We start from the raw sequence: 12,224 nt of genomic DNA on the forward strand, positions 1-12,224 counted from the left end.
GCGCCGGTACGGCGGGGGGCCCGCGCTTTCCTCGCGGGCGTCCCGCACCGGCCGGTGACCACCCGCCCGCACCGTGTCCGTGACCGTTCGAGCGCCGGTACGGCGAGTGGTGAAACGGGGCGGACCGGCGCCGGTGAGCGGTGCCCGGCCCGGTGAACGTTCCCGGTCACGGCACCGGGTGCCGGCCGGTGGCCGGTGACCTCCGACCCGACCGAACCCGGACCGCATCCCCCGGCCGTCGACGACGTCGGCGGCCGGACGACAACGAGAGACAGCCCTGTCATGGACTCTGCCCGCCGATCCGCCATCCACGTCCTTCTCAATCCGAGATCGATCGCCGTCATCGGCGCCTCCGCGAGCCTCGCCCGGATGAGCGGTGTCATCGCCGACAAGCTCGCCAACGGCGAGTTCACCGGGGAGGTCTTCCCCGTCAACCCGAAGTACGCCGAGCTTCACGGCCGCCGCTGCCACCCCGACGTCGCCTCCATCGGCACGGTCCCCGACGTCGCGATCATCTACCTGCCGGCCGAGGCCGCCGTCGCCGCCGCGCGCCAGTGCGCCGACCTCGGCGTCAAGGGCCTCATCGTCATGAGCGCCGGTTTCGCCGAGGTCGACGAGCGCGGCAAGGAACTCCAGGCCGAGCTCGTCGAGATCGCCGACCGGGCAGGGATGGCGCTGTGCGGCCCGAACACCGCCGGACTGGCGAACTTCGGGATCGGGATGGTCGCCTTCGGCACGAGTGTCATCGCCGGCATGGACACCTTCCAGCGCGGTGGTGTCGCGCTGCTGTCCTCCTCGGGGGGACTCGCGACGACGATGCTCACCTACCTCCGGGCCCGCCGGGTCGGCCTGAGCCACCTCATCGGGCTCGGCAACGAGGCCGTGACCGACGCCGCCGCCTTCCTCGACGTCATGGTCGACGATCCCTCGGTCACGTGCGTCATCGCCGTGCTGGAGGCGATCCGCGACCCCGAGGCGTTCTTCGCCGCAGCCGATCGGGCCTTGGCGGCCGGCAAGCCCGTCATCGTGCTCAAGCAGGGCCGGAGCCAGATCGGCATGCGGGCCATGCTCACCCACACCGGCGCGATGGGCGGCGGTCACGCCGCGTTCGAGGCGGCCTGTCACCGGCACGGCGTCGTCGTCGTCCAGCAGTTGAGCGACCTCGCCGACGCGGCCATGCTCTTCACCCGCCTGCCGTTCGAGGAGCGTTACCGCCTGGGCATCCTCAGCATCCCCGGCGGCGGCAAGTCGCTGTCGGCGGACACGGCCTCCGACCACGGCTTCGAGCTCCCGCTGCCGAGCGCCGAGACGGTCGAACGGCTCCGCGGTGTCCTGCCGGACATCGCCTCCCCCGACAATCCGCTCGATCCGACGGCGGGCTTCGCCCGGGACTCGGCACGACTCCAGGCCGCGCTGGGCGGTTTCTGGTCCGACGAGTCCTTCGACATCGCCGTCCTCATGCAGTCGGCGACCGAACCGGAATACGGCCAGGCGATCGCGGCCGACATCGCCGAGGTCGGGAGCCGGATCGGCAAACCGCTCGTCGCGATCTGGGAGAGCGGCCCCGGGCTGGAGAACGGAGCCTGGGCGCTGCTCCACGACGCCGGAATTCCGCTCTTCACGATGACGGCGGCCGGCTTCGCCGCCCTCGACCGTCACCGGGCATACGTCAGGCGGCGCGCGGCTCTCCTGGAGGGGGCGGCCGACTTCGGCCCGCTCGCCGCGGGGGACGAGAGCTGGGCCGCCGGGCTCGCGGACCTCCTCGACGGCGAGGGGCCGGCCGTCCTCGACGCGATCGGCGTGCGCCGCCCGCGCTCGTACGTCGTCACGACGGTCGAGGACGCGGTCAAGGCCGGACGCGACATCGCCGGTCCGGTCGCGGTGAAGAACGCCGACCCGGCGGTCCTCCACAAGACCGAAGCGGGTGGCGTCGAGCTCGGCGTCCTCGGTGACGAGGAGGTCGAGCGGGCGTTCGCCCGGGTCGGCGGGGCCGGTGGCGCGCCGGTGGAGATCCAGGAGATGGTGCCCGCCGGTCTTGAGATCCTCGTCGGCGTCGACAGCGACCCCCTTGTCGGGCCTGTCGTCACGATCGGTTACGGCGGGGTAACGACGGAGATCGTGGCCGACGTCACCCGCCGGATCGTGCCGGTCAGCCGGGCAGAGGTCGTCTCGATGATCGAGGAGTTGCGCTGCGCGCCGCTCCTGCGCGGCTTCCGCGGGATGCCGGTCCGGGACGAGGAGGCGCTCATCGACGTCGTCCTGCGGATCTCGTGGGCGGCGCACCGGCTCCGCGAGGCCGGTCCGGTCATCGAGCTCAACCCCGTCATCGTCACCGAGCGAGGGGGCGCGGTGGCCGTCGACTGCGTCGTCGGGCGTCTCGACGCCGCCGAGACGCCCGGCCACTGAGCCCGGCGGCGGGACAGGCGGAGGACGCCCGATCCTCGGCGAGACGCGGAAAAAGGCCTGGAGCCGCACCCGGACGGGGTGCGGCTCCAGGCATTGGCGTTCAGCCGGTCTGACGGTCCGCGGGAGCGGGTGTGCCGGTGGGGGAGTCCGCTCCGGCCGCGGCCAGCTCGGGGATCTCGCGCCAGGGCATGACGTCGGCGAACGCCGCGGCCATGACCTCCAGCCCCATCCGGTGGAGACGTTCGTCCCGCGAGGCGACGGCGTCGGACGCGACGACGACCTCGTAGTCGCGCATGACGGCGGAACGGACGGTGCTCTCGACGCAGGCGTGGGTGGCGATGCCGGTGGCGAGGAGCCTGCTCACCCCGAGCCGGCGAAGCACGAGGTCGAGATCGGTCGCGACGAAGCCGTCGTAGCGACGCTTCTCGACGACGATCTCCTCCGGGGCCGGGGTCAGCTCGGGGACGAGCTCGACGTCCCACGTGTTCTGGAGGAGCCCGCCGACCTCGCGCAGCGGGGGGTGGCGCCGGTGCTCGAAGAGGTAGCCCGCCTCGGGGTAGCCGGGGCGGAACATCTCGCTGACGTAGATGACGGGGACGCCGCTGGCTCGCGCCGCGTCCCGCATCCTCGCCAGCTCGGGAATCATCGCCTGGTAGTTCTCCACTGGCTTGCCCAGTTTGGCGAAGCTACCGTCCGGCGCACAGAAGCCGTTCTGCATGTCGATGATGAGCATCGCCACGCCCGTGTCAGTCACGCGCACTACTCCTTTGCTCGCCATACCCAGCGAAGGGTATTGTATGCAACTGCATACTAGCGTGTTGCGCTGTGTGGTCAACGGGTCGCCGCGATCGGTTCCCAGGTGAGGCCGTGACGGCGGCGGGCGAGGGGCTCCGGTGGTGCGACCGCGGGCGGGGTGACCCTGGACGGAGGCGCGAGCATCGTATACTGTTGTATACATAAGAATGCCCGTTCAGGCGATGAATCCCACCGAAGGAGTGCCGGTGCCCCACGCAGCTCAGGCAACCCAGTACGCGATCGTCGGCCTTGGCATCGTCCACGGCCCCCAGCCTGGGCGAACCCGCCGGATCCTGGCGGCCGAGGCGGCGAGACTCGCCATCGTCGACGCGGGACTCGCCCGTGAGGACATCGACGGGACGATGGACTTCCGCGGCGGAGCGGGCCCGGGGAGCGAACCGAACTACGACGACGCCTTCTCGCGGATGCTCGGGCTCCCGACGAACGTCCACCTCTGCCTCACCCGGTACAGCCCGAGCGGTCCGGCCATCGCCTCGGCCATGGGCCTGCTCGACAGGGGCATCGCCAACTACGTCTGCGTCGCCGGGTCCTGGGACGACTGGAGCAAGTCCCGGGAGAACCGGTCGAACGGCAACGCCCGGTCGCTCTACACGGTGGGCCGCGAGGGCTACTGGGGGAAGCCGGTCGGAGAGGCGCGGGCGGTGAGCAACCACGTCTGGCTCGCCGCGCGGCACATGGCCGAGTACGGGACGACGAGCGCCCAGTTCGGCGCGATCGCCGTCCAGCAGCGGGCCTGGGCGGCGATGAACCCCCGCGCGGCGACCCGGCACAAGCCGATGACCGTCGAGGACCACCAGAACTCACCCATGATCGTCGACCCGTACCACCTCTTCGACATGTGCCTCGTGTCCGACGGAGCGATCGCCTACATCATCACGACCCTCGACCGGGCCCGGGATCTCGCCAAGCCCCCGGTCGTGGTCAAGGGCGTCGGCTGCGGCGAGATGGTGGGCCAGGACTGGTGGGACCAGACGAACTACTCCCAGCTTCCCGTCCGGACGGCTCGTGACCAGGCCTTCCGTCAGGCCGGGATCGAGCTGTCCGACATCGACGTCGCCGAACTCTACGACTGCTTCACCGGCGAGGTCCTCTTCCAGCTGGAGGACTACGGCTGGTGCGCCAAGGGCGAGGGCGGCTCCTTCGCCGAGAGCGGCGCCATCGGCCCCGGCGGGTCGATTCCCGTCAACACCGGCGGAGGGCTCCTCTCCTGTTACCACCTCGGCGCCCTGACCCCGCTCGCCGAAGGCATCGAGCAGGTGCGCGGCGAGGCCGGCGAACGCCAGGTCGCCGACTGCGAACTCGCGCTCGTGTCCGGGCACGGCCTGGAGCTCGTCTCGCCCGGGATGAGCTCCTACCACACGACCGTCGTACTCGGTCGGGATCGATAGAAGGGACGACGGATGACGAACCCCGCACAGAGCACGGTGGAGTCAGTGGAGTCCACAGCGGAATCCACAGCGGAATCCGCCGTAGAGCCCGCGGTGGAGCCCACGGTGGTCCACCGTGTCGTCACGGTGACCGACGAGTGGCTCAAACCGCTCCCGAGCGTCGACCACGACAACGCGCCCTTCTGGGAGGGCCTGCGCGAGCACCGGCTCCTGCTGTGGACATGTGGGGAGTGCGGCGCGAGCTACTTCCCGAAGGCGTACTGCCGCGACGACCACAACCTGCCCTTCGCCGAGCAGATGGAGTGGAAGGAGTCCTCCGGACTCGGCACGATCCACACCGCCAACATTCACCGGCGGGCCTTCGACGAGGAGTTCGCCGCCGACGTTCCATACGCGTTCGGGCTCGTCCGGCTCGACGAGGGCCCTCTCATCAGCTCGACGATCGACGACGTCGACGATCCGGTCGCGGCGATCGGCCGGCGGGTCGAGGTCTACTTCGAGGACCATCCCGCCGAGGGCTTCACCCTTCCGCGCTTCCGTCTCATCGACCCGCAGGCCTGAGCGCCGTCGCGCTCGCACCGATCCCCCATCCCGCCTGAGACCCGGAGGAGTACCGTGTCTGCTGAGAGCGAGCAGCGGCGTGCCTGGGTGCGCCGACTCTTCGACGTCCGAACCGCCGCGGTCGTCGGCGCGTCCGAGAAGGGCGCCCTCACCCGCTGCCTCATCGACAACCTCACCCGCTACGGGATCAGTGACTCCCGGCTCATGCTCGTCAACCCGAAGCGGAGCACCGTCCACGGGCTGCCCGCCCACGCGAGTCTCGACGAGCTCCCGGTCGTTCCCGACCTGACCTTCGCGCTCGTCGGGCCCCAGCGGGTCGAGGACGTCGCGCGCCAGGTCGCCGCGATCGGCGGCTCGGTCCTCGCCGTCGCGACCGGCGGTTACGCCGAGGCGGGGGAGGAGGGACGGGCCCGTCAGGAACGGCTCCGCGAGCTGTCCGCCAAGCTGGACCTGCCCGTGCTGGGGCCGAACACGCTCGGCTACATCGCCCCCGCCGCGGGGGTCGGCGCGTGGACCGGCCGCGTGGCGCGTCCCCTGCAGCGGGGCCCCGTCGCGATCGCCGCCCAGTCGAGCGGGATCCTCAACATGGTCCTCGAACTCGCGGCGTACCGGCACCTCGGCGTCCACAGCGCCCTGTCGGTCGGCAACGAGGCCACCGTCGACCTCGCCGACCTGATCGGGCATCTCGCGGCGGACCCGGGTGTCCGGGTTCTCGCGCTCGTCCTGGAGGGTACGGTCGCCCCGCGGGCACTCGCCGAAGCGCTCGTCGCGGCCCGCGCGGCGGGCAAGGACATCGTCGTCCTGAAGTTCGGCAACTCGGAGATCGGCCGGCGCAACATCGAGACCCACTCCGGCCGGCTCGGCACCGGCAAGGGAGCCTGGTCCGCCCTCTTCAAGAAAGTCGGCGCGGTCGTCGTCGACGACATCGACCAGTTCCTCAACGCCGCCGCGGCGCTCACCGTCCTCGGCGGGCACCCGGAGGCCGACGCGCGCGACCCGCTCCTGCTCACCGTCTCCGGCGGGGACTGCGGTCTGCTCGCCGACATCAGTGAGACCGTCGGGCTCTCCCTCGCCGCGCTCTCCCCCGAGACCGGGGTCGAGCTCGCGCCGTGGGACGAGCGGCTGCGCCACCGGGCGCCGAGCAACCCGCTCGACTTCGGCAGCTTCGAGAATAGCGACGACGAGGCCCGGCGGTCGATCGCGGCCGTCGCGATGGCGGACCCGGGCGTCGGCACGGTCCTGGTGCGGCTCGTCCTCCCGTGGACGTTCGACGAGACGGTCGCGGGCCGGTACCGCGGTCTGGCCGCGGCGGCCCGGGAGGCGGGGCGTCCGCTCCTCGCGATGACCGAGGCGGCGGAGTTCGTCGACGAGGCGTGGTTCGCGTTCTTCGAGGAGATCGGGGTACCGCTGCTGACGTCTTACACCCCGACCCTCACCGCGATGCAGCGGATCGTCGAGTCCCGGCGCCGGTCGGCGGCGGTGGGCCGGCTCGACTGGGCGCCCGACGCCGTGCCCGCCGGTGACGAGGGGGCGTCCGGCGACGCGGCGACGACCGTACCGCTCGGCGAGGCGGTCGGCGTCCTGCGGCGCTGGGAGGTTCCCTACGTCGAGTCCGGCATCGTCACGACACCGGCGGAGGCCGGCGAGCTCGCCGGACGTCTCGGTCTGCCCGTGTGCGTCAAGGGCATGCTGCCCGACGTCGTCCACAAGGCGAAGGCGGGCTATGTCGCCGTCGGGGTCGACACGGCCGCCGACGTCGTCTCGACGTGCGAGGAGTGGCGGGCACGCGCCGAGACCCTCGGGCAGGCGGAGGAACTGCGCTTCGAAGTCCAGCGGATGGTGGCGGCGGACCACGAGGTCTTCGTCGGGATGTGGCGCGATCCGGTGATGGGCCCCGTCCTCACCGTCGGACGCGGCGGCGTCAACGTCGAGCAGCTCAGGGACATCACCTATCTTCTGCCCCCGGTCGCCCCCGGTGAGGTGGTCGAGGCGCTGGCCGGTCTGAGCGGACCGCTCGGCGTCGCCGGAGCCGACCTCGACGCCCTCGTCGACGTCGTCGGCCGGATCGGCGCCCTCGTCGCGAGCGAGGAGGGACGTCGCATCCTGCAGCTCGACGTCAACCCCGTCATGGTCGGCCGGGGCGGGGCCGTCTGCGTGGACACGGTCCTTGTCGCGAGGCAGGACTGAGGCAGGACTGAGGCCACCGCGTGTTCTCACGGATGATCGAATTACTCGATATGCTCTCGGCGCGGGCGTCATCCGTGTTTTCGCGTCAGTCGCAGGGATTTTTCAGCGCAGCGATGTCGATTCGGTGCATTCTTCGGTGACCATAGACGGTCGGCTTTGGAGTGGCCGGAAAGCACACCGCGCTTCCGGATCGTTAACGAGTTACGAGTGAGGCAACGATGCCAGCCAATGGCGGCTCGCTCTACGAGCGACTTCAGCAGGCCATCGTCACCGGAGAGTTCGCGCCCGGGGAGCCGCTTGTCGAGCTGACGCTCGCGGGGATGTACGAGACGAGCAGAACACCGATCCGCGAGGCTCTCATCCGGCTCGAGCAGGACGGCCTGATCGTGCGCGGCCCGCACGGCATGCGGGTCCGCGAGATCTCGGCCGAGCAGATCCTCGACTTCTACGAGACCCGGATCGCACTCGAGGCGAAGACCGCGGCCGTCGCGGCCGAACGACGCACGGACAACGACCTGCTCCTGATGCGCCGGGCGGCGGAGGTGGCCCGCGACGTCGCCCCGACCGCCGGTCGGGAACTCGCGGCGGCGAACCGCGCCTTCCACCAGGCCGTCACCCGGGCGAGTCACAACGAGACGCTGATCGATCTGCTTGAGCGGATGAACATGCAGCTGGGGACCTACGCCACGACGACGCTGGCCTACCCGGGCCGGCACGAGGTCGCCTCGGAGCAGCACGACGCGCTCATCGCGGCCATCGAGCGGCGGGACGCCGCGGAGGCGGGGCGGCTCGCCGCGGAGCATTTCAACGACGCCCGCAACATTCGCATGAAGATGTTCATCGAGGATTGAGAAGCCCCTCATTTGCCGGTCACGGCGTCACGTAAATGTGTATGCTGTTGTGTACAGTCCATTTGTCGGCAGCGGGCCGGAGGGGGAACGAGCATGCCGCGACGCACGACGCCCGACTCGGCGCTCGGCGCGGATTACCGGTTGGCACCCTACCTGGGCATTAAGCAGGCCATTGTCACCGGTCAGCTCGCGCCCGGGGAGCCGCTCGTCGAGCTGACGCTCGCGGGGACGTACGAGACGAGCAGGACGCCCATCCGCGAGGCTCTCATCCGGCTCGAGCAGGACGGCCTGGTCGTGCGCGGCCCGCACGGCCTGCGGGTCCGTGAGATCACCCCCGAGCAGATCCTCGACCTCTACGACGCGCGCATCACCCTTGAGAGCAAGGCGGCGGCCGTCGCCGCCGAGCGCCGCACGGACAACGACCTGCTCCTGATGCGCCGGACGGCGGAACGGGCCAACCGCGAGCAGTCCGACGCGCGGGCGCTCGGCGCCGCCAACCGTGAGTTCCACCGGGCCGTCGCCGGGGCGAGTCACAACGAGACGCTGATCGATCTGCTTGAGCGGATGAACATGCAGCTGGGGACCTACGCCATAACGACGCTGGCCTACCCGGGCCGGCACGAGGTCGCCTCGGAGCAGCACGACGCGCTCATCGCGGCCATCGAGCGGCGGGACGCCGTGGAGGCGGGGCGGCTCGCCGCGGAGCATTTCAACGACGCCCGCAACATTCGCATGAAGATGTTCATCGAGGGCTGAGGCGCTCGCCCCGGACCTCGTCGCCCGCCACGGGCGGGCGCCCGGCGCCGTGGGCTACCGGCCGACGCGGGCGGGCAGGGCCTCGGCGATGGCGAGGAGGTCCGCGGCCGGATCGCCGGCGAGCGCGCTCCACGCGCGGGCGCGCAGCACGAGGACGGCGGCGTCCGAGCCCTCGGCGTAACCCGCGCCGCCCTGGACGTGGGCGCAGGCGGTCGTGCCCGCGACGGCGGTACGCGCGGCGTTGACGTACGCCATGGCGGCGAGTTCGGGCCTGTGCCCGGGCTCGTTGTCGAGGAACCACGCCGCGCGCCTGACGAGGTTGCGCGCGCCGCTCACGGCGATCTCGACGTCGGCCAGTGGGAACGCGACACCCTGCAGCGTGCCGATCGGCACACCGAGTGTCCGGCGGGTCCGCGCGACGGCGACGGCGCGCTCCAGGGCGGCCTGGGTGAGGCCGACGAGGTTCGCGGCGACGAGGAGCTTCCACTCGGTGACGGCCTGCCGCCACAGCGCCTCCGACGGCGCGCCGGTGGCGAGGGTGAGCGTCTCGACGGTGTCGTCGAGGGCCCACCACGCCTGGGGGACGGCCCCCATCGTCCCGGCGTGCGGGAGCGGTGCCGGCGAGGTGGCGAGGACGAGGCCGGTGCCGGTGTGGGCGAGGACCCGCCGGCCCGTCGCGGCGTCCGGGACGAGCTGGGGCGTCCCCGTCGCGACCCGGAGGGCGAGCGCGACGGGTTCCGCCCCGTCCGGATCGCCGGGTTCGCGCGGGCCACCGTCCCCGGCACCGTCTCCGGCACTGTCTCCGGCGCGGTTCAGCAGTCGCCGGGACGCCGTGTGCGTGGCGAACGGCAGGGGCGCCGCGGCCTGGCCGAGCATCTCCGCGACGAGGACGGCGTCGACGAGGCCGTCGCCGTCGGCGAGGCCCGACGCGAGGAACGAACGCCAGAGGTCGGGGTCGAACCCGAGCGGCTCGGCCGCGCGGACACGGTCCATGTCGCAGTGCTCGGCGAAGAAGGCCCGGGTGCGTTCGGCGAGGGCCGTCTGCCGGGGAGCGAGGGAGTAGTCCTGTCGGCGGAGCCGGTAGGACGCAGAGGAGTTCATCATCGTATGCGACTGTATACATCCATGTCGCGAGAGTGCAAGGGTGTTGCCGTGATCGGGTGACCGCTTGTGACCGCTCTCAATATGGTGCAGTATACGTTGGCATACAAGCACTATACGGGCGCCGCGACCGGCTCCGGTCGGCCGCGCGTTGATCGACAGGAGTGATCAGCCGATGAGGCGTCAGCCCCGCTCCCCGCAAACCTTTCCCTTCGCCCCCGGCAACGACAAGATCTCCCCCGAGCTCGTGCCCCAGGCCCGGTGCCCGCACCTCAACGAGGTCACGAGCGTCGAGGACCTCCTGCCGTACTTCGACAGCGTCGCCCGCAGGCCGTACAGCCCGGGACTGTGGCCGGCGTGGGACCTCCAGAAGGGTGAACGCGTCCTGCTGCGGGTGACGAACTGGCATGATCCGATGGTCGTCGAGGCCGCCGAGCGGACCCTGGCGAAGTTCGAGGTCGACTACACGATCGAGGTGGAGGACAAGGGGCCGATCCCGGTCTGGGAGGGGCACGACGAGGTCGAGTACTACCTCTCGCGCGTGCCGGAACTCGCGCGCTGGATGGACGAGTGGGGGGCACTCGACGCGGCCGGCACCTATGACAAGATCATCATGGGGTACGGCGGGCCCATCCTCAACGACCGGGTCGTCAAGATCCAGCGCTTCCCCTTCATCACCCGCGAGATGGTCGCCTCGCCGGCCCACACCTTCCCCGCCGAACTGCTCGTCGCCATCGACCAGTGGACGTGGCGGGCGCTCAGCGACGCGAAGACGGTCCACCTCACCGATCCCGAGGGCACCGACCTGCGCTTCACCAACCACGCCGAGTACTGGAACGCCGACCGGACCCGCTTCAACCGCCGCTACGTCGAGCAGGCCTACTCCAGCAACGTCGGGCACGGGGAGACCTACATGCCCGGGCACATCTGGGGCCGGCCGCACTTCCACATCCCGCAGGAGGACGGCGAGGGGGTCATCGCCGGGACGATGAACCACATCGCGCCCTACCCGCGGATGGAGATGCACATCGAGCGCTCGAAGATCACTCGGATCGAGGGCGGCGGCGAGTTCGGCGAGAAGCTGCGGCGGCTCATGGCCAAGACCGACGACGTCCAGTACCCCGGATACCACACTCCCGGCCTCATGCAGTGGTGGGAGGCCTCGATCGGGACGAACCCCAAGGTGCACCGTCCGCGGGCCGGGTACGCCGAGGGCTACAACTGCGGTCTCTACGAGCGGACCCGCAGCGGCATCGTCCACATCGGCTTCGGCTCGATCATCTCCTCGGACTTCGAGCGGCAGGCGGCCCGCGAGGACCTGACGATCGGGCACTGGCACGTCCACCTCAACTACCCGACGTACGTCGCCGAGGGAACCCCGGACGGCGACCGGCTCGTCATCGAGAACGGCAGGCTCAAGGCCCTCGACGACCCGGAGATCCGCCGGCTGGCCGAACGCTTCGGCGATCCGGACGAGCTGCTCCGGGAGGACTGGATCCCGGCCGTCCCCGGGCTCAACATCCCCGGCGACTACGACCGCGACTATGCCGGTGACCCGATGGACTTCACGATGACCGAGCTCGACATCTGCCGGAAGTGGCACCCGCTCTTCATGCGCATGATCGCCGCGCCGGGCGGGACCGAGCCGACGTGCCACTGAGCGTCATGTCCGGCCGGGTGGTCGCCCGGATCGGCGGCGTCGCCTGCCTCGTGAGCGGCGGCCTCCACATCGCGGCGTCGGCGACGGCGCCGCACACCGCCGCGGCGAGCCTCGCCCTCGCGGTGATGGCCGTCCTCTGCCTCGGATGCGGCGCGCACCTGCTCCGGCACGACGGCCGGGCGGCGTGGGCGATGGCCCTCGCCGTCAACGCCGGTATGGTCGCCTTCCACACGCTGGTGCCGGTGACGGGGGAGACGCACGAGCACGCCGGCCACATGGGCGCGAGCACGCCGGCCGACGCCGTCATGAGCTGGGGAACGACGATCGCCGCCGCCGAGGCGGTGCTCGCCTGCGCCGTCCTCGTCGCGCTCACCGTCCGCGCCGCACCCGGGCACCGGCCGGGCGAGCCCGCCGGGGAGCCCGGGGACCTGTCCCGGTCGCTCGCCGGACCGCACCCGAAGACGTCGACCCCGTCGACGAGGAGGTACGACACCTGAC

General features: G+C 71.2%; 10 protein-coding genes. 8 read left to right on the forward strand and 2 right to left on the reverse strand.

The window, feature by feature from the left end:
* Positions 1 to 282 precede the first annotated feature (282 nt).
* Complete coding sequence (locus AB0N02_RS01235; RefSeq protein WP_363941163.1) at positions 283 to 2,406, forward strand: acetate--CoA ligase family protein; 2,124 nt, start codon at positions 283 to 285, stop codon at positions 2,404 to 2,406.
* Between the two features lie 100 nt (positions 2,407 to 2,506).
* Here AB0N02_RS01235 and AB0N02_RS01240 read toward each other — a convergent pair whose 3' ends face one another.
* Positions 2,507 to 3,160, reverse strand: coding sequence for a cysteine hydrolase (locus AB0N02_RS01240; protein ID WP_363941166.1), 654 nt, complete (start codon positions 3,158 to 3,160; stop codon positions 2,507 to 2,509).
* Positions 3,161 to 3,407: 247 nt separating this feature from the next.
* Between AB0N02_RS01240 and AB0N02_RS01245 the strand changes: the two genes are divergently transcribed.
* The 5 genes from AB0N02_RS01245 to AB0N02_RS01265 all read left to right on the forward strand — a co-directional run bounded on the left by AB0N02_RS01245 (position 3,408) and on the right by AB0N02_RS01265 (position 8,965).
* The gene (locus AB0N02_RS01245; RefSeq protein WP_363941169.1) at positions 3,408 to 4,610 is read left to right on the forward strand and encodes a thiolase family protein; all 1,203 of its coding nucleotides are present in this window, start codon (positions 3,408 to 3,410) and stop codon (positions 4,608 to 4,610) included.
* 12 nt (positions 4,611 to 4,622) lie between these two features.
* A complete protein-coding gene (locus AB0N02_RS01250) occupies positions 4,623 to 5,171 on the forward strand; it encodes an OB-fold domain-containing protein (RefSeq protein ID WP_363941171.1) in 549 nt (182 codons plus the stop codon).
* A gap of 54 nt (positions 5,172 to 5,225) precedes the next feature.
* On the forward strand, positions 5,226 to 7,358 hold the full coding sequence (locus AB0N02_RS01255; protein WP_363941173.1) for an acetate--CoA ligase family protein: 2,133 nt from the start codon (positions 5,226 to 5,228) through the stop codon (positions 7,356 to 7,358).
* Positions 7,359 to 7,576: 218 nt separating this feature from the next.
* Complete coding sequence (locus AB0N02_RS01260; RefSeq protein WP_363941174.1) at positions 7,577 to 8,209, forward strand: GntR family transcriptional regulator; 633 nt, start codon at positions 7,577 to 7,579, stop codon at positions 8,207 to 8,209.
* A 93-nt stretch (positions 8,210 to 8,302) separates the two neighbouring features.
* Complete coding sequence (locus AB0N02_RS01265; protein ID WP_363941176.1) at positions 8,303 to 8,965, forward strand: GntR family transcriptional regulator; 663 nt, start codon at positions 8,303 to 8,305, stop codon at positions 8,963 to 8,965.
* 54 nt (positions 8,966 to 9,019) lie between these two features.
* Here the strand turns inward: AB0N02_RS01265 and AB0N02_RS01270 are convergent, their stop codons facing one another.
* Complete coding sequence (locus AB0N02_RS01270) at positions 9,020 to 10,069, reverse strand: acyl-CoA dehydrogenase family protein (RefSeq protein WP_363941178.1); 1,050 nt, start codon at positions 10,067 to 10,069, stop codon at positions 9,020 to 9,022.
* A gap of 172 nt (positions 10,070 to 10,241) precedes the next feature.
* Here AB0N02_RS01270 and AB0N02_RS01275 point away from each other — a divergent pair, with 172 nt between their 5' ends.
* Both AB0N02_RS01275 and AB0N02_RS01280 read left to right on the forward strand, forming a co-directional pair.
* Entirely contained in the window at positions 10,242 to 11,726 is a 1,485-nt protein-coding gene (locus AB0N02_RS01275; protein WP_363941179.1) for a hypothetical protein, read from the forward strand.
* Complete coding sequence (locus AB0N02_RS01280) at positions 11,717 to 12,223, forward strand: hypothetical protein (protein WP_363941180.1); 507 nt, start codon at positions 11,717 to 11,719, stop codon at positions 12,221 to 12,223. Before AB0N02_RS01275 ends, AB0N02_RS01280 begins: the two co-directional genes overlap by 10 nt.
* Position 12,224: the final 1 nt, after the last annotated feature.

Source organism: Streptosporangium sp. NPDC051022 (genome assembly GCF_040683035.1).
GTDB lineage: Bacteria > Actinomycetota > Actinomycetes > Streptosporangiales > Streptosporangiaceae > Streptosporangium.